This window comes from Luteibacter sp. SVR4-7G (assembly GCF_056755555.1).
In genome coordinates this window covers 1-21,638 of the sequence record NZ_JBPGXO010000025.1, presented here as the reverse complement: position 1 = coordinate 21,638, position 21,638 = coordinate 1, and the positions used below count along the sequence as shown (strand labels likewise).

Annotated in this window: 18 protein-coding genes; 11 read left to right on the top strand and 7 right to left on the bottom strand. The window is 66.7% G+C overall.

Going from position 1 to position 21,638, the window contains the following annotated elements; genetic code table 11:
- Window positions 1-63: 63 nt before the first annotated feature.
- The 7 genes from ACR9ZH_RS11155 (at window position 64) to ACR9ZH_RS11125 (ending at window position 6,316) form a co-directional block, all read left to right on the top strand.
- Window positions 64-801, top strand: coding sequence for an SDR family oxidoreductase (locus ACR9ZH_RS11155; protein WP_481290861.1), 738 nt, complete (start codon window positions 64-66; stop codon window positions 799-801).
- 24 nt (window positions 802-825) lie between these two features.
- The gene (locus ACR9ZH_RS11150) at window positions 826-1,719 is read left to right on the top strand and encodes an SDR family oxidoreductase (RefSeq protein ID WP_481290816.1); all 894 of its coding nucleotides are present in this window, start codon (window positions 826-828) and stop codon (window positions 1,717-1,719) included.
- A 260-nt stretch (window positions 1,720-1,979) separates the two neighbouring features.
- Entirely contained in the window at window positions 1,980-2,204 is a 225-nt protein-coding gene (locus ACR9ZH_RS11145; RefSeq protein ID WP_481290815.1) for a hypothetical protein, read from the top strand.
- Between the two features lie 265 nt (window positions 2,205-2,469).
- Window positions 2,470-2,961, top strand: a complete 492-nt coding sequence (locus tag ACR9ZH_RS11140; RefSeq protein ID WP_481290814.1) for a MarR family winged helix-turn-helix transcriptional regulator — start codon at window positions 2,470-2,472, stop codon at window positions 2,959-2,961.
- A gap of 13 nt (window positions 2,962-2,974) precedes the next feature.
- Window positions 2,975-5,101, top strand: coding sequence for an FUSC family protein (locus ACR9ZH_RS11135; protein WP_481290813.1), 2,127 nt, complete (start codon window positions 2,975-2,977; stop codon window positions 5,099-5,101).
- On the top strand, window positions 5,091-5,288 hold the full coding sequence (locus ACR9ZH_RS11130) for a DUF1656 domain-containing protein (RefSeq protein ID WP_331541955.1): 198 nt from the start codon (window positions 5,091-5,093) through the stop codon (window positions 5,286-5,288). The genes ACR9ZH_RS11135 and ACR9ZH_RS11130 overlap by 11 nt, the downstream gene beginning before the upstream one ends.
- An 11-nt stretch (window positions 5,289-5,299) precedes the next feature.
- Window positions 5,300-6,316, top strand: a complete 1,017-nt coding sequence (locus tag ACR9ZH_RS11125; RefSeq protein ID WP_481290812.1) for an HlyD family secretion protein — start codon at window positions 5,300-5,302, stop codon at window positions 6,314-6,316.
- A gap of 98 nt (window positions 6,317-6,414) precedes the next feature.
- On the opposite strand, the gene ACR9ZH_RS11120 is transcribed toward ACR9ZH_RS11125, so the two are convergent.
- Together ACR9ZH_RS11120 and ACR9ZH_RS11115 are read right to left on the bottom strand one after the other, a co-directional pair.
- Entirely contained in the window at window positions 6,415-7,014 is a 600-nt protein-coding gene (locus tag ACR9ZH_RS11120) for a GNAT family N-acetyltransferase (RefSeq protein WP_481290811.1), read from the bottom strand.
- An 8-nt stretch (window positions 7,015-7,022) separates the two neighbouring features.
- Window positions 7,023-7,229 carry a YdcH family protein gene (locus ACR9ZH_RS11115; RefSeq protein WP_481290810.1) on the bottom strand — a complete coding sequence of 69 codons (207 nt, stop codon included), beginning with the start codon at window positions 7,227-7,229 and terminating at the stop codon, window positions 7,023-7,025.
- A 103-nt stretch (window positions 7,230-7,332) separates the two neighbouring features.
- Between ACR9ZH_RS11115 and ttcA the strand changes: the two genes are divergently transcribed.
- From ttcA to ACR9ZH_RS11095, 4 genes are all read left to right on the top strand, one after another.
- Complete coding sequence (gene ttcA / locus ACR9ZH_RS11110) at window positions 7,333-8,205, top strand: tRNA 2-thiocytidine(32) synthetase TtcA (protein ID WP_481290809.1); 873 nt, start codon at window positions 7,333-7,335, stop codon at window positions 8,203-8,205.
- A gap of 36 nt (window positions 8,206-8,241) precedes the next feature.
- Entirely contained in the window at window positions 8,242-9,429 is a 1,188-nt protein-coding gene (locus tag ACR9ZH_RS11105; protein WP_481290808.1) for an amino acid aminotransferase, read from the top strand.
- A 78-nt stretch (window positions 9,430-9,507) separates the two neighbouring features.
- The gene (locus ACR9ZH_RS11100) at window positions 9,508-10,416 is read left to right on the top strand and encodes a recombination-associated protein RdgC (protein WP_481290807.1); all 909 of its coding nucleotides are present in this window, start codon (window positions 9,508-9,510) and stop codon (window positions 10,414-10,416) included.
- A 71-nt stretch (window positions 10,417-10,487) separates the two neighbouring features.
- Window positions 10,488-11,255, top strand: coding sequence for a M48 family metallopeptidase (locus tag ACR9ZH_RS11095; protein ID WP_481290806.1), 768 nt, complete (start codon window positions 10,488-10,490; stop codon window positions 11,253-11,255).
- 147 nt (window positions 11,256-11,402) lie between these two features.
- On the opposite strand, the gene ACR9ZH_RS11090 is transcribed toward ACR9ZH_RS11095, so the two are convergent.
- From ACR9ZH_RS11090 to plsB, 5 genes are all read right to left on the bottom strand, one after another.
- A complete protein-coding gene (locus ACR9ZH_RS11090) occupies window positions 11,403-12,401 on the bottom strand; it encodes an alpha/beta fold hydrolase (RefSeq protein ID WP_481290805.1) in 999 nt (332 codons plus the stop codon).
- Between the two features lie 4 nt (window positions 12,402-12,405).
- Window positions 12,406-14,259 carry a M1 family metallopeptidase gene (locus ACR9ZH_RS11085; RefSeq protein ID WP_481290804.1) on the bottom strand — a complete coding sequence of 618 codons (1,854 nt, stop codon included), beginning with the start codon at window positions 14,257-14,259 and terminating at the stop codon, window positions 12,406-12,408.
- Between the two features lie 52 nt (window positions 14,260-14,311).
- Complete coding sequence (locus ACR9ZH_RS11080) at window positions 14,312-18,022, bottom strand: dermonecrotic toxin domain-containing protein (RefSeq protein ID WP_481290803.1); 3,711 nt, start codon at window positions 18,020-18,022, stop codon at window positions 14,312-14,314.
- Window positions 18,023-18,157: 135 nt separating this feature from the next.
- A complete protein-coding gene (gene ubiE / locus ACR9ZH_RS11075) occupies window positions 18,158-18,907 on the bottom strand; it encodes a bifunctional demethylmenaquinone methyltransferase/2-methoxy-6-polyprenyl-1,4-benzoquinol methylase UbiE (RefSeq protein ID WP_481290802.1) in 750 nt (249 codons plus the stop codon).
- A gap of 37 nt (window positions 18,908-18,944) precedes the next feature.
- On the bottom strand, window positions 18,945-21,557 hold the full coding sequence (gene plsB, locus ACR9ZH_RS11070; RefSeq protein ID WP_481290801.1) for a glycerol-3-phosphate 1-O-acyltransferase PlsB: 2,613 nt from the start codon (window positions 21,555-21,557) through the stop codon (window positions 18,945-18,947).
- Window positions 21,558-21,638: the final 81 nt, after the last annotated feature.

Genomic DNA, 21,638 nt, shown 5'->3' with positions numbered 1-21,638 from the left:
CGAACAACGAGCATGCTGTTCTCACCCCGGCAATGGAGCCGGCAGTGGAGAACCCCTATGAACGTGAATTCCGAATCCAGGATCGCCCTCGTCACCGGTGCCTCGCGCGGCATCGGCGCCGCCGTGGCCAGGCGCCTCGCCCGCGACGGCTTCACCGTGGTGGTGAATTACGCCGGCGGCGCCCAGGCCGCCGAGAACGTCGTCCGCGAGATCGAAGCGGCCGGCGGCAAGGCCATCACGGCCCAGGCCGACATTTCCAAGGCGGCCGACGTGCGGCGCATGTTCGACACCGTCGAAGAGGTCTACGGCGGCATCGACGTCCTCGTGAACAACGCCGGCGTCATGGTCCTGTCCCCCATCGCCGAACTGAAGGACGAGGATTTCGATCGCCTCTTCGACATCAACGTGAAGGGCAGCTACAACACCATGCGCGAAGCAGCGAAGCGCCTGCGCAACGGTGGGCGCATCGTCAACTTCTCCACCAGTGTGGTCGGCCTGCTGCTGCCCACCTACGCGCCGTACGCCGCCACCAAGGCCGCGATCGAAACGACCACGAAGATCCTCGCCCGCGAACTACGCGGCCGCGCCATCACGGTGAACGCCATCGCCCCCGGCCCGACGGCCACGGACCTCTTCCTCGACGGCAAGTCGAAGGAACAGGTCGACCACCTCGCCAAGCTCGCACCGCTCGAACGCCTCGGCACGCCGGACGACATCGCGGCGGCCGTCTCCTTCCTCGCCGGCCCGGACGGCGCCTGGATAAACGGCCAGGTCCTGCGCGCCAACGGCGGAATCATCTGAAGCACCCTTGAACGGAGCAGCGTCATGAAGCAGATCATTCTCATCACCGGCGCGTCGAGCGGTTTTGGCCTGCTCACGGCGCGTGCCCTGGCCGACGCCGGCCACACCGTCTACGCCAGCATGCGTGACATCGCGGGCCGCAACGCCGCCCAGGCGGAGGCCGTGCTCAAGGAAGCGAAGGAGCGCAACGTCGACCTGCGCGTCGTCGAGCTCGACGTAACCTCCGATGCCTCGGCCGAGGCCGCGGTCCAGACCATCGTGCAGCGCGACGGCCGCCTGGACGTGCTGGTGCACAACGCGGGCCACATGGTGTTCGGCCCGGCCGAAGCTTTCCCCGCGGAACAGTACGCCCAGCTCTATGACGTCAACGTGCTGGGCACGCAGCGCGTGAACCGCGCGGCCTTGCCCGTCATGCGCAAGCAGGGACGCGGCCTGTTGCTCTGGGTTTCGTCCAGCAGCACCCGCGGCGGAACGCCTCCGTTCCTTGCTCCGTATTTCGCCGCGAAGGCAGCCATGGATTCGCTCGCCGTGAGCTATGCGGGCGAGCTGACGCGCTGGGGCATCGAGACCTCGATCATGGTGCCCGGCGCGTTCACCAAGGGCACCAACCACTTCGCCCACTCGGGCAAGCCCTCCGACACCGCCCGCGAGGCGGAATACATGGAAGGTCCATACGCCGGCATGCCCGACAAGATCCTCAAGGGCCTCGCATCGCTGGAGCCGGAGGACGCCGATGCCGCGGAAGTGGCGCGGAAGGTCGTCGAGGTGGTGAACATGCCCTTCGGCAAACGTCCCTTCCGCGTCCACGTGGATCCCTCGCAGGACGGCGCCGAGGTCGTCAACGGCGTGGCCGACCGGATGCGCCGCGAGCTGTTCTGGCGGGCCGGCATCCAGGACCTGCTGGCGGTGAAAGCCTGAGGAAACCCGCCGGGCGTGGGGTGGGGCGGGGCTGAACCCCGTGAAGGACATCACTGCCACCACCTACGCCAATGCATTCTGGGCCGATGCGTGGGCCGGAGAGACCGTGTTTTTTCTGCCCGAGGTGACGGCGGTAGCCCTGCACCGGGCAGAATGGTCTTGTTCAATGGCACCATTCCCCACGTGGCGCGAGCCCCCAGTCGCGACGGCCCAATGCTGAGGACGACCCTGATGTACAAGTTTCGGATCGACGATCCATCATGAAGTTGACAACGGTGCTGTTGCTGATAATCGGGGTAAGCGGTGTCGTCAGCTGGTCAATCGTCGGGAAGTATCGGAAAGCGTGGGGAGCAGAGTCCGGGGTGACCTACATCTGCAAGCGACTGATCGCGGAGAAGAGAGCAGAGGGTTGGGTATTGATTGCGAGCCAGGTACTCACCGTCGCATCCGGAGCCTTCCTGCTGTATCTGATCAACTTCACATAGGAAGAAGCGCAAACACTTTCGCTGTAATCCTGGAGGGTACCGGGCGAGAAGTGACCCTGCTCGATTGGGATCAAGTACGAAACACCTTGTTGGCAGGCTTGGGATTCCAGAGAGGACCGGTCAGTTAACGTCGTCCGGACTGATTATGTGGCTGCCGGGGTGGCGCGCCGTGGCCTTCCTAAGACCACTTAGTGACAATACATCTATTGAATATACACAAATGAACTATATACTTCTGAGGTAACTGCCTCAGGACACCTCTTTCATGCGCGATTTCGCCCCCACCGAGGCTCGCCTCGACGTCACCCGGGCCAAATACCCCGCGTTCCCGAGGGAGCCGGCCGTCCTGGTGCGCCTGATCAAGCACCTGTTCAAGGAGGTGCACGACGAGGCGAACTCGGCGCTGCGCGCGTACGGGCTCAATCATCCCGAGTACAACATCCTCATGATGCTGTACGGATCGCCGGACAACAGCATGCATCCTTCGGAACTGGCCGATGCCGCTGGGGAGAAATCGGCGAACGTCACGCGGCTCACCACCCAGCTTTGCGAGAAGGGCCTCATCGCGCGCTCGGGCCACGAGGAGGACCGGCGCAAGGTCACGCTCACGCTGACGCCCAAGGGGCTGGCGCTGATCGGCCGCTTTCTCCCCGACATCGTCACGTTGCTTCACCACCAGACGCGTAACCTGACGGCAGGCGAGCAGGGCCAGCTCGAGACCTTGCTCAAGAAGATGCTGGCCGGGTTCGGCGAGTGAGCGGACGCGTGTCATGACCGGCTCCGAACTCTCAGGCAAGGCTCCCGTCACCCGCCAGCTCGTCGTCGAGACGCTGCGCGAGGAAGCCTCCGTGTGGCTGTTCGTGACGAAGACGCTCCTAGCGATCTTCGTCACGGGCTGGATCGCCATGCGCCTGGCCCTGCCGTCGCCTTCCACGGCGATGATCACGACGCTCATCGTGGCGAACCGCCAGACCGGCATGGTGCTGGCGAAAAGCTTCTACCGCGCGGTCGGCACCGTCGGCGGGGCGGCGGCAGCGATCGGCATCGCAGCCGCCTTCCCGCAGCAGCGCGACCTGTTCCTCGTTGCCCTGTCGCTCTGGCTCGGACTGTGCGCGGGCGGTGCCACCCTGTACCGCAACTTCAAGGCGTATGCCTTCGTGCTCGCCGGGTACACGGCCGCCGTTGTCGTCATCCCCGTCATCGACAATCCGCCCGGCGTGTTCGACTCCGCCGTCGCCCGGCTCAGCGAGGTTCTGCTCGGCATCCTGGTCAGCGGCGCGATCAGCGACGTCGTCTTCCCGAGCCGCGTGCGCGATATCCTGCGCCGTAGCGCACGAGGGCAGTTCAGCGATTTCCTCGGCTTCGTACGCGGTAGCATGGAGGGCGCGGTCGCACGCGAAGCCATGGAGAAAGCGCATCTCCGTTTCGTCCGTGCTGCCGTAACCCTCGAGGACCTGCGCAGCTCGGTGATCTTCGAAGACGTGGAGACGCGTGCGCGCAGCAACCACCTGCGCCTGTTCAACCAGCGCTTCATGGCGGCGTCGACGAGCTTCCAGTCGCTGCACCACCTGATCAACCGGTTGAAGCGCGCACGGCGCGACCGCGTCGCGAACGCGCTCATCCATCTTTACGCCCCGCTGGGCGAGGCACTGGATGCGCCGCTCGAGGCGGGCGAGGCTGCACGCGTGCTGTTGCCGCGCCTGCGCGAGGCGCGCGATCGCATGCGTGCGGACGCCGATACGGTTCGAGCGGGCTTTGCCGACGAGCAGGACCTGCGCGATTTCGACACGGCGGCTTCGCTGCTGCAGCGCTTTACGGATGAGTTATACGACTACGTCGATGCCGCATCGACCCTGCAGGCACCCCGCATCGTCGGCGGCCCCGTCGAGCGCGTCCGCTTCGATCGCGGCAACGACTACCTCGGCGCCGGCGTCGCTACCTTGCGCACGACATTGACCATGCTCGTCCTAGGTGTCTTCTGGATCGAGAGCGCGTGGCCGTTCGGCGCCAGCGCGATGCTGATCGCGACCATCTTCGCCGGACTCTTCGCCGTCACGCCGAATCCGACGCGGGTGACCTGGGACGTCACCTACGGCTACCTGATCGGCATGGTGCTCGGCTTCGTCTGCAACTTCTTCGTGCTCACCCAGCTCGACGGCTATGGCCTCATGGTTGCCGGCACGCTTCCTTTCGTCGTCGGCGGCCTTGTGCTCCTGGCCAGCCCGCGCTGGGGTGGCGTGGGCCTGGGCTGGGTGCTGGGCATGCTCTACATCGTGGCGTTCAAGAACCTGCAGACCTATGACGTGGCCCATTTCATCAACGACGCCGTGGCGCAGCTCGTCGGCCTGATGGCGGCGGTGGCTTCGTTCATCGTGATCCCCTCGGCGATCGGCAGCGCGTGGCTGCGCCGCCGTCAGATGGCCCGCCTGCGCGGGCAGGTGGCGCTGGCGGCGGAAGCGCCGCTCCCGGGCCTGCGCCATCGCTTCGAGAGCGTCAACCACGACCTGGTCAGCCAGGTGGTGGCCCAGACCGAACCGGGCAGCGCCGATTCGCGTGCGCTCATTGCCTGGGCGCTCGCGGTCCATGAAACCGGCCGCGCGCTGATCGAACTGCGCCACGACATGTCGCGCGGCGAGCTGCCGTCGGCGCTGCGTCCCTACCTGGAGCGCGCGCTCGCGACGCTCGCCCGCTTCTACGAGAAGCCGGACGCCGCGGGTTACCTTCTCGCGCGCGACGCCGTCGCCACGGCCCTCGCTGCCGTCTGCGAACACGATGGCCAGGGCCATCTGCTGGAACACCTCCGCCTCGTCCGCATGGCCTTGCTCGACAGCGAGTCCGTCCTCGCCGCCTACATGCCGGACACCCCCGCCGCCAAGGAGATTGCCCATGCCTCGTGAAATCGCCCTCGGCGATGCGCTGGTCCCGGGACTGCTCGTCCTCTTCGTGCTGGCGCTCCTGGCGTTATGGCTGCTGGACTGGCTGGCCGGGCGCTTCGGCCTGTACCGGCTCGTCTGGCACCCGCCGCTGTTCCGGCTTGCCGTCTTCGTCTGTGTCTTCGGCGCCTTCGCGCTGTTCCTGTACTGAGTGATGCCGTCATGAAACTCGCCACCCTCGTCCGCTTCGCCGTCACCGCCGTCGTCGTGCTGGTCGCCGCCTTGGTCGCCCACGCGCTGTGGAAGCACTACATGTATTCGCCATGGACCCGCGACGGCCGCGTGCGCGCGGAGATCGTGCGCATCGCGCCCGACGTGGCCGGCATCGTCACTGACGTGCGCGTGGTCGACAACCAGACGGTGAAGAAGGGCGACCTGCTGTTCGTCGTCGACCAGGCACGCTACGCGAACGCCGTCGCACAGGCGAGGGCGAACCTCAACGCCGCGGAAGCAGCGGCGCGGGCCGCGGGCGCGAACATCAACGCCGCCTCCGCCGGCGCGGAGCAAAGCCGTTCCAACTATGAGATGTACGAGGCGCAGTCCGAGCGCCGGCAGAAGCTCATCAATAACGTGATCTCCGCGGAGGACAAGGCGAACGCGCTTGCCGCGGCGAATGCGGCCCGTGCCGGCTGGCAGCAGGCTCAGGCCAGTACGAAGCAGGCCAGCGCCGCGCAGCAGCAGGCCCTGGCCGCCGTCGCGCAGGCCCAGGTGGAACTCGCCTCCGCCCAACTGAACCTGGATCGCACGCGGGTGCTCGCCCCGGTCGACGGCTTCGTCACCAATCTCGACGTGCGCGTGGGCGACTACGCCAGCGCGGGCAGTGCGCGCCTCGCCCTCATCGACCGCGATTCCTACTGGATCTACGGTTACTTCGAAGAGACCAAGTTGCCGGGCCTGCGCATCGGCGACCCGGTGGACATCCGCCTCATGAGCGGAGGGGTGCACCTGAAGGGTACGGTGGAAAGCATCGCGCACGGCATCACGGATGCCGACAATCCGACCGGCAGCGACCTGCTTGCCGACGTGAACCCCACCTTCAACTGGGTGCGCCTGGCGCAGCGCGTGCCGGTGCGGGTGAAGATCGACACGGCGCAGCTCCCGCCCGGCACGGTGCTCTCGGCAGGCATGACGGCCACGCTGATCGTGCACCCGCACGGCGAGAGCGTAGCGGCCCGGTAGGAGCGCGCCTGCGCGCGACATGTGTTGGGGCCGAGCCCCGGAGCTGGCGCGCAAGCTTCGGGATTGCGGCGAAAAGATGTCGCGCGCGGTGCGCAATCCTACATTGCCGGGGAAGGCGCCAGGCGGCGCAGTCGCAGCTGCAGCCACTTGTCCACGTCGGGCCATTCGGTGGCGAGGATGCTGTAGCAGACGGTGTCGCGCAGCGAGCCGTCCGTACGCCGTTTGTGCGCCCGCAATACGCCTTCGCGCTTTGCCCCGAGCTTCTCGATCGCCCGCTGCGAATCCTGGTTATAGGCGTCCGTGTGGAACTCCACGGCGACGGCGCCCACGTTCTGGAAGGCGTTGGACAGCAGGAGATGCTTGCAGGCCGTATTCACGTGGCTGCGCTGCCAGCGGCGCGCATACCAGGTGTAGCCGATGGCGACGCGGCTCGGGTCGGGCACGATGTCGTAGTAGCGCGTCGAGCCGACGATCTCGCCGCTGGTCTTCTCGCGGATGGCCCAGGGCGACATCCGCCCTTCCTCCTGGCCGCGCAGGGCCGCTTCCACGTACTCCGCCATGCGCCCGGGCCCTGGCACCGAGGTGAACCAGAGATCCCAGAGTCTGCCGTCGGCGGCGGCGCGTTCGAGGGCCCCGATGTGGTCCAGGGTCAGGGGCTCCAGCGTGACGTGGGCGTTTTCCAGGCAGACGGGGTTCATCGGCGGGCTCAAGCGTCGAGGTCGGGGATCAGGCGGCTCTCGATCCGGGCGATGGTGTCCTTCAGGAGCAGCTTGCGCTTCTTCAGGCGGGTGAGCTGGAGCTCGTCCCGGCTGATCGAGGCCGCCAGGTGGTCGATGGCCGCGTCCAGGTCGCGGTGCTCCATCTTCAGTTCGGCGAGGCGGTGGGCAAGCTGTGCGGGATCCTGAACCTGCATTGCGTTCGGCCGGCAGCGAGGGAAGAGGCGATTGTAACGCCGGGCGAGGGCCGCCGCAGCGGCTACAATAGGCGGGTCCCCCTTCCGACCCCACGCCCGCCGCATGTCCGCCAGCCCAGACGCCACCCGCAAGCAGAGCTACGAAGCCGGCAAGCTGGCCAAGCGCCTGCGCCGCCAGGTCGGCCAGGCGATCGCCGACTACGGCATGATCGAGGACGGCGACAAGGTGATGGTGTGCCTTTCCGGCGGCAAGGACTCATACACGCTGCTGGACATGCTGCTTTCCCTGCAGGCGAAGGCACCGGTGCGCTTCGAACTGATCGCGGTGAACCTCGACCAGAAGCAGCCGGACTTCCCGGAGCACGTACTGCCCGCGTACCTCGAGGCGCGCGGCGTGCCGTTCCACATCATCGAGCAAGACACGTACAGCGTCGTCACGCGGGTCATCCCGCAGGGCAAGACGATGTGCAGCCTGTGCTCGCGCATGCGCCGTGGCGCGCTTTACCAGTGGGCGGCCGACAACGGGATCACGCGGATCGCGCTGGGGCACCACCGCGACGACATCCTCGGCACGTTCTTCCTGAACATGTTCTACCAGGGCAGCCTCAAGGCCATGCCGCCGAAGTTACTGTCCGACGACGGCCGCCACCTGGTGATCCGTCCGCTCGCCTACTGCCGCGAGGACGACATCGCGGCGTATGCGGAAGCGCGCGCGTTCCCGATTATTCCCTGCAACCTGTGCGGCTCGCAGGAGAACATGCAGCGCAAGGTGGTGAAGCGCATGCTTGCCGACTGGGAGAAAGCGCATCCCGGCCGCAGCGAGACCATCTTCCGCGCCATGGGCAACATCGCGCCGTCCCAGCTGACCGACCGCAACCTCTTCGATTTCGCCGCGCTGGGTGCGCGCGATGGCGCGCCCCGCGCCGACGTGCATGCATGGCTTGCCGGCGGCGACGCCGTCGACGATAACGATTGATCCTCACCTACACACACGTTTCAAGGCCTGTCCACCATGACCCTGTTCTCTACCGTCGAACTCGCTCCACGCGATCCGATCCTCGGCCTCAACGAGGCATTCGGTGCCGACACCCGTGCCGACAAGGTCAACCTCGGCGTCGGCGTGTATTACGACGCGAACGGTCACGTGCCGCTGCTGCGTGCCGTGCGCGAGGCCGAGAAGGCGCGCGTGGAAGCGGCGCTGCCGCGCGGTTACCTGCCCATCGACGGCATCGCCCTCTACGACCTGGCCGTGCAGAAGCTGCTGTTCGGCGCGGAATCGCCCCTGCTGACCGATCGTCGCGTCGTCACCGCGCAGTCGCTCGGCGGCACGGGCGCGCTGAAGGTCGGCGCGGACTTCCTCAAGCGCCTGAATCCGTCGGTGCCGGTGGCGATCAGCACGCCGAGCTGGGAAAACCATCGCGCGCTGTTCGAAAGCGCCGGATTCCAGGTGGTGGAATACCCGTATTACGACGCGGCCACGCATGGCGTCGACGTCGAGGGGATGCTTGCCGGCATCGCCAAGCTGCCTGCCGGTGCCGTCGTCGTGCTGCATGCCTGCTGCCACAACCCGACCGGCGTCGATCTCGGCACCGAGGACTGGAAGCGCGTGGTGTCGACCGTGCACGAGCGCGGTCTCGTGCCCTTCCTCGACATCGCCTACCAGGGCTTCGGTGACGGCATCGAAGCCGATGCCGAAGCGGTGCGTCTGTTCGCCGCGGCGGAGGTGCCGTTCCTGGTGGCCAGCTCGTTCTCGAAATCGTTCTCGCTGTACGGCGAACGCGTGGGCGCGCTGTCGATCGTCACCGCCTCGCACGACGAGGCGCTGCGCGTGCAATCGCAGCTGAAGCGTGTGATCCGCACCAATTATTCCAACCCGCCGACCCACGGCGCCGCCGTCGTTTCGGCCGTGCTCAACCACGACGACCTGCGCGCGACCTGGGAAGCCGAACTCGGCGAGATGCGCGAGCGCATCCGCGCCATGCGCCGCGGCCTTACCGAGCGCCTGTCGAAAGTCGGCGACTTCGCTTTCATCGAACGGCAGCGCGGCATGTTCTCGTATTCCGGGCTATCGGCCGCACAGGTGGAGCGCCTGCGCACCGAATTCGGCATCTATGCCGTGAGCACGGGGCGCATCTGCGTCGCGGCGCTCAACGAGGGCAATATCGGCCGCGTGGCCGACGCCATCGCCCGGGTCGTGTAAGCACCTCGCGAACCTGATTCGCCGGCAGCCGCGCGAGCGGCGGCCATGGCTCTTCCTTTGCATGAGATTCGTCGATACATGTTCTTCCGCAACCTGACGCTGTTCCGTTTCTCCGAGCCTGTCGCCGCCGACCTCGAACGCCTCGACGAGGTGTTGCCCGAGCACAGGCTGCGCCCGGTGGGTCCCATGGAGATGTCGACCCGCGGTTTCGTGTCCCCGCTCGGTCGCAACGAGGAAGGCCTGACCCATGTCGTCGGCCGCAACACGATGGTCACGGTCGGGAGCGAGGATAAGCTCCTGCCGTCGTCGGTGGTGAACGACGAACTGGCCAACCGTGTGCAGAAGATCGCGGAAGAAGAAGGTCGCAAGGTGAGCGGCCGAGAGCGCAAGAAGATCAAGGACGACGTGATGAACGAACTGCTTCCGCGGGCCTTCGTGCGCAGTTCGCGCATGAAGGCCTACGCGGACCGCAAGAATGGCTGGCTGGTGCTGGACACCTCCAGCCGGAAATCGGCGGAAAACACCCTGAGCCAGATTCGCGAGGCCCTGGGCAGCTTCCCGGCGGTGCCCCTGGCCCCGGAGGAGTCGCCCCGGATGCTCATGACCCACTGGGTCCAGACCGGGGAACTCCCGGCCGGGCTGGCGCTGGGCGACGAATGCGAGCTTCGTGATCCGGCCACGGCTTCCGGCGCCATCGCGCGCTGCCGCCGGCAGGATCTCGACACAGATGAGATTCGAGAGCACCTGCGCACCGGTAAACAGGTGTTCCAGTTGGGTTTGGTCTTCGACGACCGCATTTCCTTCGTACTTGGAGAAGACCTGATCCTGCGTAAAATCAAGTTCACCGACGTGGTGCTGGACGAACAGGCCGACAGCCCGGAATCCGCCGCCGCGGAGATGGACGCGAATTTCGCCCTCATGGCGCTCGAATACGAGCGCCTGCTGGGCAAGCTGGAAGAGTGGTTCAAGCTGCCGCGGCCGGAGTGACGGACCCTGCCGTCGCAGGCGCTGATACGGGTGGGTGGGATGTTCGTCGGGATCGGTACGAGACTCGCGACATGGCATCGGAAGACGGCGACTGGCTGGAACTGGCAACCCCTACCGGCGGCACCATACGGGTGCTGAAGGCGGCGCATCCGCGTGCGCGCCGCCTGCGCCTGACCGTCACGCCCAAGGGCGCCCGCCTGACCTATCCCAACGGTACCCACGTCGCGCAGATGACGGCCTTCCTGCGCCATCACGCGGACTGGCTGGAGCAGAAGCTCGACGAGTTCCACCTCGATGCCGTTCCCTTGCCGCCCTTGCGTGTCGGCGTTCCCACGACGTTTCCCCTTCGTGGCGAGGACGTCGTGCTGGATTGGGCCGAGGGCAGCTATCCCCGGGTGGATCACGAAGCGGGTGCGCTGGTGCTCAGCATTCCACGCCCGCACACGCGGGCGCTGCTGGTTGCGCGCGGCTTGCTGGCCACCCACTTCGAGGCGCAGATCCGGCGCGACGTGTCGCGCTGGCTCCCTGCCTACATTCCGCAGATCAACGCCGCCCCCACCGCCCTGCGCATCCGCCCGCTGAAAAGCCTGTGGGGCAGCCTGGATACACGCGACAGGATCAACCTCGACCTCGCCCTGGCGCTCGCGCCGCCGGCAGCGCTGCGCTACGTGCTGGTGCACGAGCTGTGTCACCTGAAGGTGCGCAACCACTCGCCGCGCTTCTGGCATTGGGTCGAGAGCGTGTTCCCCGACTACAAGGAACAGCGTGCGTGGTTGCGCGCGAACGGAAGCGGACTGAAGCGGCAACTCGATCGCCTGATCGCCGACGTCGCCGATTGACTGTAGGAGCGCGCTTGCGCGCGACATCTTTTGAGGCCGTGACTTGAAGCTGGCGCGCCAGCTCCAAGGGTGTCGCGAAAACATGTCGCGCGCTTGCGCGCGCTCCTACACCAGAAGTCGCGATGCGCGTGAAGATTTGCGACGTGCTTAGTGCGCCAGCGCGAAGCCCGTGATGATCCGCGCCGTTTCCACCGGCTTCTCCAGCATCGGCATGTGATTGCAGCCGTTCATCACGGTCGCGCCGATCGACGGGGAACTCTTCAGCCCGGCACGCAGGGTGTCCAGCGCCGACACGTCGATGATCTTGTCGTCGTGGCACCACAGGCCCAGGACCGGCATCGACAGCTTCCCGATCACCGGGTCCAGCGCGAACGCCTGGTCGGGCTGCTTCAACGCGTTGAAGGTGCGCTCGATGAAGGCATGGTCCTTCTCGTTGCGAGCGACCAGCGCATCCTCGAGCCGGCCGGGAATATGCGGCGGCTTGACGAAGATGCGCGCCAGCAGCGCCTCCAGGCCCGCACGGTCGTGGTAGATGAAGGGATTGTTCCCCGCCTTCACCTCGCGCACGAAATCGTTCTCCTTGAAGGTGAGCCCGAGCGAACTCATCAGCACCAGGCTGGCGACGCGCTCGGGATGCTTCTCCGCATAGACGCCTGCGATCGCGCCGCCCATCGACTGCCCGACGAGGAGGAAACGCTGCGCCCCGATGGCGGCCGCGAACTCCTCCAGGCGATCCGCCTGCGCGGAGATACCGTAATCGGCATCTTCATGACGCGACGACTCGCCCCAGCCGGGCAGGTCGGGAATCACCACATGGAAGTGCTCGGTGAGGCCCTTGGCCGTCTCCAGCCAGGTCTCCTTGTTCGCGGCGAACCCGTGCAGCAACACGATGGTCGGGCCGTCGCCGCCTTCGTAGTACGACCAGTTCGTATCGCGCGCTGCGATGGTCTTCTTCTCGAGGTGTGCCGACATCGCCTGGCGCGCGGCATCCGCCTCGAGCAGCATCGCGGGAGCGAAGAGGTATACGAGGGCCGCTCCCAGGCCCAGCACCGCCGCCACCACGACCAGGAACTTCAGCCGGCGTAGCAGCAGCCGTTGCCAGAGCGGACGGCTGTCGGGAGTGGCGAGCTTGGGAGTCTTGGCCATGCGCTTACTTCTTCTTCGACGTGCCGGCGAGGATGCGTTCCACCGCCTGCTGGGTCATCGGATGGTAGCCGGCCTTCGCCTTCGCATAGGTTTCCTTCGCGAATGCCAGGCCTTCCGGCGTGCGCGCGAACGCGCGGTAGACCGGCGTGGTGAGGTACAGGCGGCCGATGCGGGTCATGTGCTCGGCGGCGGCCGTCCACACGTCCTTGTCGCCGGCGGCGATGGCGTGCGCGTACCAGCGCATGCCGATCTCGGCGTTCGGCGTACCGGTGAGGCGCCAGGCGGCATCGATCTCCTTGATCTTCGGCAGCGGGGTCACGTCGGGCAGGCGGTCGAGGAAGTACATCCACTCCTGCGTATTCCAGCCCTTCGCATCGAGCTTGTCCGCGGCGAGCTTGCCGGCGAGGAAGTCCGTGCGCTCCTTGTCGATGGCGTCGAAACGCGGCGACGAAGGCAGGGGCGCATCCTTCGGGATACCCGGCTGCCAGATCCAGGCGCGGGCCTCGGCCTCGCTCATCTTGCCCGGGTACTTGTCCAGCAGATTGGCCTTGAGGTACGCGAACATCGTGTCGGTGTCGATGCTCTGGAAGGCGAAGTGGGCGAAATAACCCTTCAGGTAGGTGTCGAAGGTCTCGCGGCCGAAGCGCTGCTCCAGCGTGCGCAGGAACCAGGAGCCCTTGTCATAGGCGACATCCGAGAGCGCGTCGTCGGCACCGATGCCGCGCGGATCGGGCGTGAGCTTCTGCGCGTTCGCCGGCATGCTGCCGATCGATTTCTGCAGTGCGCGCGCCGACAGCAACGCTTCCTCGTCGGCCAGCGCCTTGCCGTACACGGCCTCGGTGATGCGGCCCTGCACGTAGGTGGTGAAGCCTTCGTTCAACCAGATGTCGCGCCAGGCGGCGCTGGTCACCAGGTTGCCCGACCACGAATGCGCGAGCTCATGCGAGACCAGCGAGACCAGGCTCTTGTCGCCCACCAGCACGGTCGGCGTCGCGAAGGTCATGTTCGGGTTTTCCATGCCGCCGAAGGGGAACGACGGCGGCAGCACGAGGATGTCGTAGCGGCCCCAGGCGTACGGGCCGTACAGCTTCTCGGTGGTGGCGATCAGCTTCTCGGTGTCCTCGAATTCGTGCGCGGCCTTGCCGACGACGCTGGGCTCGGCATAGACGGCGCTGCGTGGGCCGGTCTCCTTCACCGCCAGGTCGCCCGCGGCGATCGCGAGCAGGTACGATGGAATCGGATGCGGCTGGTCGAAGGAGAAGTCGCCATCCAGTGGATGCTTCGCATCGTTGATGGCACTCATCACCACGCGCACGTCCTTCGGCGCGCTCACGTGCGCGTCGTAGGTGAAGCGGATGGCCGGCGAATCCTGCAGCGGCACCCAGGAGCGCGCATGGATCGATTCCGACTGCGAGAACATGAAAGGCTGCTTCTTGTCAGCCGTCTGTTCCGGGGTGAGCCATTGCAGTCCGGACGCTTCCGGCACCGTCGCATACGTGATCCGCACGGCGGCCGGGTGGGCCGGCGCCGCGATGGTCAGCTTGGAGCCGAGTTCCTTGTCGCGCGGGGCGAGCGCGAAGGTCAGCGGCGAGGCCTTGCCCGTGGCGTCGACGGCCTCGACGCTGGCGATCTTGAGATCGCGGGTGTCGAGGACCAGGTCCTTCGCCGTGGCGTTCTTCCAATCGAGTTTCAGCGTGGCATTGCCGGCCAGCTCGCGCTTGCCGAAGTCCAGCTTGAGGTCGAGGTCCAGGTGGGTGACCCGGACCACGTCGGGCTGGGCATAGGAATGCGGGTCGGCCGCGAAGGCCGCGGCGGGTAACAGCACAAGGGTGAAAGCAGCGATGGGAAGCAGACGCATGGGCGGTTTCCGGACACGGGACGCCCCAGTATGCCATCGACCGCTGCCACGCTCAGGGCGCGATGTCGAATTCGTTGCCCAGTAACCGTACCGAGTTGGGGTCTGAGAGGGTCGGCTCGAGTTCAGACGGCTCGATGCCGATAAAGTCCGTGCGATACAGGACGTACGCGTCGCTGCTGTTGGTCCCGTAGAGCTTGAATGCCCGGTAGCGGGCTGTCGTCATGTTCTCGGACAGGGCGCGCAAGTTGATGCGGATCCCATTGCCCAGGGCGCTGCCGAGGGTGGCACCCGGCCCTGTGTTGGCGTGAGCCGGTAGCCAGGGAACCAGCTCAGGCGGCAAGGAGGCCAGCGGCGTCGTAGGCGGCAGGGTCGTCACCGGAATGCCCGTGACCCAGAGATCTGTTGCGCCGCCCCGCGACACTTTGAATCGCTGTAGCCCGATGCTCAAGGCATCTGTTCCATGCAACTGGCCGGGAAAATAGGCGTAGACGCTATCAGGCCACCTTTCGGCAGCGATGGCCCATCGCACTTTGCGCACGTACGGTCCCAGGACGCCTTCCTCCTGCACGGGCAACGCAGGGGACGCCTGTGCCGGGGACGGCGCTTCGGACGGGGTCGGCGTCGGGGAAAGTGTCGGTGCCTCGCCCGGTGCCCGCCTCCCTGCCTCGAGCGCCCTGTTCCAGGCTACCAACTGCGCCGGGGAGAGGCGCGTCGGGGCTGTGTCGGAGCCGAGCATATGCTCCAGCGTGAGGGCGTATTCGGTCGTCGTGAGCAGCCGGCTGTGGGCGAGCGACTCCACGAACGTGAAGCGCTGATGCCTCGTCAGCGCCGCCACGTCCGGATTCAGCCGGCTGTTGTCCGCCCAGGTATCGACGGCCGCCCAGATATCGATGGACGATGTCGGCCTCAGTGTCGGGGGTGCCCGCCTTGCCGCGGCCAGCGCCTCGTTCCAGGCGCGCGCTTGCGCGGCAGAGAGACGTGCCGGGGCTGCGTCGCCGCCAAGCATGCGGTCGAGGGTGTGGGTGTAATCGCGCGCCGAGAGGCTGCGATTGAGCGTATCGGTCAGCACGCTGCGCTGATGCAGCGTCAGCGCCGCCACATCCGGATTCAGCAGTTCGTTTTCCGCGCGGATGTCGATGGGCGCTTCCTGCATCCCCCGGTATCGCGACCGGGCATGGCGGCCGGGAAGGTTGCCGCCGCCGACGAGCCCGACCCGTCGGTAGCCCCACTGCCCTTCGGCCACTTTCTCGACGGATGGTCCGTAGGAACTGCCGGGAGGGGGCCGAAGCCGCCAGCCCTTGATATCGGAATCGAAGCGCACGTAATAGGCCTGACCGCGGTGACGGATGAAGTCGTCGGCGCCGATGGTGAAGACGCCGGAGGCGGGTTCCTTGCTGGGTAACGTGACGCCCTCGGCGAGGTAGCGCTTGTTGAACAAGGCCTCGGGTGGCGGCACGGTGCGGAGGGTGGGAGCGAGCGTGCGGGAGCCGGGGGCGGCGCGCATGCGGGCGCCGGTGGCGGAAGGCACGTGGGTGTAGAGGGGCAGCACCATGAGTGATGAGGTGTAGCCGTCGACGAAGGCGAGGAAGGCTTCGATGGAGTCGCCGCTCTTCACATGATCGTAGAAGCGCCATGCGGCCTGGGCAGTGCGCGGCACGCTGTGCACCACGCCGGTGACCGCCTCCAGGACGACTTGGGCAAAAGGATTCCAGTACCAGAACACGTCGAAGGCACTGCCCACGTCGGCGGCGGCGGTGGAGCGCGTCATGTCGCTGGCATTGCGCTTGGCCAGCCGGATGGCGGTGGTGTAGGCGGTGTCGAGGAAGGACGTGCTGACTTCGCGCTCTTCGAAGTGCTCGGCAAGCTCGGTGCATCCGGTGCAGACGGGAAGGTTGAAGACCCAGCTGGCCGGGCGGTTGTCATTGAAGCGGCCGAGCTTGAAGCGGCGCTGGCCGAGGGCATTGGTTTCGGCGAACGTGGCGGGCAGGCGGTCGAGGAGGTAGGTTTCGAAGCGGCGGTTGAGGAGGAAGTCGCGGGTGAGTTCGGCGCGGTCGCTGAACTCACGGAAAGCGACGCCATCGGGCGCGTCGGGAGTGTAGAGGACGACGCTGCTGACAGCATCGGGCTGCCGGGTGCCGATAAGGAACACACCGGCCATCGGTTCGCGCTGGTAGGTGAGTTGGCGCACGACGATCTCGTGTTTCTCGACCAGGGCGCGATTGGCCGGATGGGGGTGGTCCAGCACGGCCTGTACCCATTGGAATCCACGCTCCCTATGGTCGAAGCGAAAGGATCGCGGCTCGTGGGAGCTGTAGTAGGCCAGCCGCGCATTGGCGGCCTCGAAGCGCATGCGCGCCTTCTGGAAGGCGATGCCGGCGTCGCGCTGCCGCTGTCCCTCGGATGAGTTCATGAGGGCGTTGTCCAGGTGTTGCGCATAGCGGTGGGGGAGGTCCAGATCGCGAACGATGTCGCGCAGGGTCTCGGCCGAAACGTCGCTACGCGGCGATCCGTCGGCGTGGATGACCTGGAGGCCCTCGGTCGGCAGGTCGCCGACATTACGGTAAGCCAGTTCGAGGAGGGACAGTTCCTCGTACCGGAAACCGGAAAAGGCCGTGGCGATGGGTTTGTGCAGCAGGCGGTGGGTGAGGCGCACGCGCAGGTCGTGTGGAGACAGGTCGATGCCGTGCTCGCGCAAGGCCGTGGCTAGGGCGTTGCCGGCGAAGGTGGCCAGCGGTGGCACGGTGGCTTGCGCGGTCGTGGTGGCCTCATGCAAGCGGTCGCGGTAGTCGTTGGCGGCACGGCGCCATTGGTCGCGAACGATGGCCGGCTGCTCGGCCAGTCGTTCCTCGCCGTGTTTAATGGTCAGGGCGAGGTCGCGGTGCCGCACGATGGCATGAACGTCGAGCAAGGGGTGCAGGTTGAGTGCGTCGCCGAGGGCGTCGTTGCGTTCTTCAGGGGTGGAGGCGAGTGTCCAGGCGAACACGATCTGTTCGTGCAGGCGGCCGATGAGGCGGCGGGCGAGGGTGTCGAAGACGTCACCGCCGATGGCACGGATATCGAGGAAGTGGGTAACGATGATGGCGTCGATATCGTCCATGCTGACCCCCGGCAGTTCGGCGCGACGGGTGAGCGCCTTGCGCATGCCCCGCTCCACGTCGCGGTACAAGGCGTTCAGGGAATCGAAGACCTGCCAGCCGGCCTGGGTGGTGAAGAGCAGGACCTGGTCCGGATGCCGATCATCCTGGAGCACCAGCGCGCCGGCGTAGGGCACGGTGCCGGCGAGTAGCTCGTATGCCTTGATGTGCGTGGGCAGGGAACTGCCCGCCTGCTGGACGAGGGTGAGGACCCGCGTGGCCTGGTCGTCGGTGAGCGTGCCGTCGTTGCGGCGCAGCGTGGCATCGTCGCTGGCCGTCATCGCAAGGCTCAAGGCCAGTGCCTGCCGGCGGGGGGCGGCAGGTTTCCCCGGCGCTTGTTCGACGAGCACCTCCCAGAAGGCATCGAAGGAGGTCAGGACGGTGTCCGGCGGATTGGCGTCCGACGGCCCCGCCACCGCCTCGAGCACGGCTTTCCCGAAGTCGTCGAGCGAAACGTGGTCGGTGTCGGGAAAGCTGGAGTACGTGGACCCCGACACCAGTTCGAGCAGGGCCTCCTGCTGTTCGGTGAGCCATCGCTGCGTGTCCTCCATGCGCTCGAGCGCATCGAGAGCAGCCTGGTTGGCGTGGGCGACGTGGGCAGGCGGTGCCTGCGGAGGAAGCATGTCCATGGCAATCCTTGCGTGGGATGTGCGCAAAGGATAGGCACGGACTTACTGCCGGTCTGTCGCGGCCGCGACGCCGGTCTCTCGGCACTCCAGTGAGTACAGGCGTAGGCGGGGAGGTCCCCCCCTCGACAGTTACGGCTACAGCTTGTAGCCGCGATGGATGGCTACGACGCCGTTGGTGAGGTTGCGCACTTCCACGTGGCCAAAGCCCGCCGCGAGCATCATGCCCTTCAGGGTTTCCTGATCCGGGTGCTTGCGAATCGACTCGGCGAGATACCGGTAGCTGTCGGCGTCGTTCGCGAACAATTGCCCGAGGCGCGGCAGGATCTTGAACGAGTGCACGTCGTAGAGCTTCGAGAGCACGGTGCTCTGCACCCTGGAGAACTCCAGCACCAGCACGCGGCCGCCGGGTTTCAGGATGCGGTACATGTCGGCCAGCGCCTTGTCCTTGTCGGTGACGTTGCGCAGGCCGAAGGCGATGGTGACGGCGTCGAAACTGTTGTCCGGGAAGGGCAGCATCTCCGCGTTCATCTGCGCCCAGCGCAGGCCGGACACCAGGCCCCGGTCGGTGAGGCGGTCGCGGCCGACGCCAAGCATCGCCGCGTTGATGTCGCCGACCACCACCTCGCCTTCCTCGCCCACCACCGGCTTCAGCAGCGCCGCGATGTCGCCCGTGCCGCCGGCGAGGTCGAGCACGCGGTCGCCGCGGCGCACGCCGCTGACGGCCACGAAATGCCGCTTCCACAGACGGTGGATGCCGAACGACATGAGGTCGTTCATCAGGTCGTAGTTGCGCGCCACCGAGGTGAACACCTGGCCGACGAGCTTCTGCTTGTCGGCCACCGGAACGTCGCGGAAGCCGAAGTGGGTGGTTTTTTCGTTTTCCATGGCGCGATGGTACTCGGGTTGTCCCCCGCGGGGGCGCTCAGTGGTGTTTTTCGTGCCGTTCGCGCTCGTTCGCGACGTGACGATCGTGCAGCGACTCGCCGGCCGAGCCGTCGTCGGGATCCACTGGCGGACGGGCGTCGTAATCGCGATCGCTCTCGCCGCCGGGGGTGATCTTGAGGATCGAATGGCGTACCTCGCGGGCAAGGATCACCCGGGCGTCGCGCACCATGTCTTCCAGGGCGTCGCTGAAATCGAGCTTGCCGTCGGCATCGGTCCAGACGACCTTCACCTCGCGCAGCTTCTGGATGAAGCCACGGAACAGCGCCTTGTCGAAGAACTCCGGCGCCGACAGCTCGTTGAGCAGGCTGAGGCGTTGCGCGGTGAGCGTGCAGGCGGTTTCGAGTTCGCCCGAACTCATCGTGTGCGGGCCGTTCTTCACCAGCGCCGCGATGGCGATGTAATAGCGCTCGAAGGCCTGCAGCATGCTGCGCGCGATGACGCGCAACTGGTAGGCGCCGTCGTCCTGGCCAGGACCGCGTTCGAGCACGCGACCCTCCGCGCTGGCTTCGAGGATGCCGCGGCGGACGAAGAACTCGATGGTGTCCTGTACCTGCGCCGCGAAGCCGTCCTCGTCCCACGGCAGGAACAGTTCGCCCTGGATGAACGGGTAGATGATCTTTCCGAGGCGCAGCACCGAGGAGCGCGACATGCGCCGGTTGTTGAGGAAGCAGGCCGCCACCCATGCCGCGGGGGCGTTGAGGTGGAGCACGTTGTTACGGAAGTAGGAGAGCAGCACCGCCTGCTCGCCGTCGGTCACGAGCACGTCGCCGAGCGGGTGGCGCACGCGGCGGATCCAGCCCATCTGCTCGCCGTAGGTGATGATCCCCTGCGGGTTCATGGGCGTGATGGTGACGCGGTCGGAGTAGGGTAGCTCCTGGAACAGCGCCTTGCTCAGTTCGAGCTGCGCGAGCAGGTCGTTCTCCGCCATCGCGTGCTTGGGCGTCGCCAGCAGGGCGAGCGCGAGCAGGTTGATCGGGTTCACGTCGGCCGCGCGGTTGATGTTCACCTGGATGCGCTCGGCGAGGTCGTCGACCACGCGGCTCATCCATTCCGGCTTGACGTCGGGATCGGCGGTGGTTTCGCGCCAGTCGGCCGCGGCCTCGTCGAGCAAGGGCGTGAGCAGGATGGGCTCGCCGAAATTGAGCGTGACGTGGCCGTAGCGCTGGCGCAGGACCTTGAGGCCGCGGATGAGGCCGAGCAGGGATTCCTTTTCCTTCGGCTTGCCCGACAGCTCGCCGATGTACGACTTCCCTTCCATCAGCTTTTCGTAGCCGATGTAGACGGGCTGGAACAGCACGGGCCGGCGCGGCGCGCGCAGGAAGGCGCGCAGGGTCATCGCCAGCATGCCCGCGCGCGGCGCCAGCAGTCGCCCGGTACGCGATCGCCCGCCTTCGATGAAGTACTCGAGCGGCACGCCGCGATCGACCAGCTGGGCGAGGTATTCGTTGAACACCACGGAGTACAGCGCGTTGCCCTTGAAGCTGCGGCGCAGGAAGAACGCGCCGCCGCGGCGGAGGATCGGACCGACGACGGGCAGGTTGAGGTTTACGCCCGCGGCGATGTGCGGCGGCACCACGCCGGAATGGTGCAGCTGGTAGGACAGCAGCAGGTAGTCGGTGTGGCTGCGGTGGCAGGGCACGTACACCACTTCGTGTCCCGGCGCGGCGGCACGGGCCTTGTCGAAGTGGTGCATGGCAATGCCGTCGTAGAGCTTGTTCCAGAAATTCGACAGCAGGAACGAGGTGGAGCGGACGACCGGATGCGAATAGTCGGCGGCGATCTCGAGCGCGAAGTCGCGCGCGCGCCGCTGCGCCTTCGCCAGCGGGATGTTTTCCTTGCTCGCCGTGGCGGCGATGGCGTCGCGCACGGGCTCGGTGTTGAGCACGGCGTCGACCACGGTGCGGCGGTGGGACAGGTCGGGTCCGATCACCGCGGCACGGATGCGCCGGAAGTGCGTGCGCAGCACGCGGGCGATCTTGCGGGTAAGCCTTTCCGGGGTCAGGCCACGTGATTCTTCCAGCACCGTGCGCAGCGACACCGGCGTGGAGAAATGCACCACCGTGTCGCGGCCGTTGAGCAGCAGCGCGAGCATGCGGCGGAAGCGGCCGACCACCAGCCAGTTTTCCGCGAACAGCACGCTGAACCATCCGCTTTCGCGGTTGGGCGCGCGGCCCACGTAGATGGACACGGGTACGACCTGGATATCGCGCGAGGGATCGTCCTCGATGGCGCGGATCAACTGGCCGATCGGTTCGCGCGGGCCGCGCGCGTCGGTGCGGCCGAACAGCCAGCCGTGGCGGCGGCTGAGCGAGAACACGGAGCGCCGGCGCCGGCCCGGCAGGTCGAGCAGCTGCATCGGGCTGGGCAGCCCGGCCTCGCGGCAGGCGCGTTCCAGGATCAGCGCGTCCGAGGTGCCGTCGCGCTCGATGGCGTAGCAGACGGCGGCGCCGCTGCCGAGCAGGGCGGCGGGTTCGGCCGGGTCGCGCTTGATCCGCACCCATGGTTCGAGCATGCGGCCCAGCAGCTTGAACCACCAGGGTGAACGGGCGACGTGGACGTGCGGATCCGCACTCATCGGAATTTCGGACATCGTTGGATTGTACGGCCTCAGCGGCCCTTGGCGTCTGCGACGGGCGCGCCGGGGGCCTGGAGCTGTCTCTTATACACATCT

Excerpts from the sequence above, each read along its gene's own strand:
- ACR9ZH_RS11150 (WP_481290816.1), top strand. The coding sequence starts at position 826 with ATGAAGCAGATCATTCTCATCACCGGCGCGTCGAGCGGTTTTGGCCTG.
- ACR9ZH_RS11145 (WP_481290815.1), top strand. The coding sequence starts at position 1,980 with ATGAAGTTGACAACGGTGCTGTTGCTGATAATCGGGGTAAGCGGTGTC.
- ACR9ZH_RS11140 (WP_481290814.1), top strand. The coding sequence starts at position 2,470 with ATGCGCGATTTCGCCCCCACCGAGGCTCGCCTCGACGTCACCCGGGCC.
- ACR9ZH_RS11135 (WP_481290813.1), top strand. The coding sequence starts at position 2,975 with ATGACCGGCTCCGAACTCTCAGGCAAGGCTCCCGTCACCCGCCAGCTC.
- ACR9ZH_RS11130 (WP_331541955.1), top strand. The coding sequence starts at position 5,091 with ATGCCTCGTGAAATCGCCCTCGGCGATGCGCTGGTCCCGGGACTGCTC.
- ACR9ZH_RS11125 (WP_481290812.1), top strand. The coding sequence starts at position 5,300 with ATGAAACTCGCCACCCTCGTCCGCTTCGCCGTCACCGCCGTCGTCGTG.
- ACR9ZH_RS11120 (WP_481290811.1), bottom strand. The coding sequence starts at position 7,014 with ATGAACCCCGTCTGCCTGGAAAACGCCCACGTCACGCTGGAGCCCCTG.
- ACR9ZH_RS11115 (WP_481290810.1), bottom strand. The coding sequence starts at position 7,229 with ATGCAGGTTCAGGATCCCGCACAGCTTGCCCACCGCCTCGCCGAACTG.
- ttcA (WP_481290809.1), top strand. The coding sequence starts at position 7,333 with ATGTCCGCCAGCCCAGACGCCACCCGCAAGCAGAGCTACGAAGCCGGC.
- ACR9ZH_RS11105 (WP_481290808.1), top strand. The coding sequence starts at position 8,242 with ATGACCCTGTTCTCTACCGTCGAACTCGCTCCACGCGATCCGATCCTC.
- ACR9ZH_RS11100 (WP_481290807.1), top strand. The coding sequence starts at position 9,508 with ATGTTCTTCCGCAACCTGACGCTGTTCCGTTTCTCCGAGCCTGTCGCC.
- ACR9ZH_RS11095 (WP_481290806.1), top strand. The coding sequence starts at position 10,488 with ATGGCATCGGAAGACGGCGACTGGCTGGAACTGGCAACCCCTACCGGC.
- ACR9ZH_RS11090 (WP_481290805.1), bottom strand. The coding sequence starts at position 12,401 with ATGGCCAAGACTCCCAAGCTCGCCACTCCCGACAGCCGTCCGCTCTGG.
- ACR9ZH_RS11085 (WP_481290804.1), bottom strand. The coding sequence starts at position 14,259 with ATGCGTCTGCTTCCCATCGCTGCTTTCACCCTTGTGCTGTTACCCGCC.
- ACR9ZH_RS11080 (WP_481290803.1), bottom strand. The coding sequence starts at position 18,022 with ATGGACATGCTTCCTCCGCAGGCACCGCCTGCCCACGTCGCCCACGCC.
- ubiE (WP_481290802.1), bottom strand. The coding sequence starts at position 18,907 with ATGGAAAACGAAAAAACCACCCACTTCGGCTTCCGCGACGTTCCGGTG.
- plsB (WP_481290801.1), bottom strand. The coding sequence starts at position 21,557 with ATGTCCGAAATTCCGATGAGTGCGGATCCGCACGTCCACGTCGCCCGT.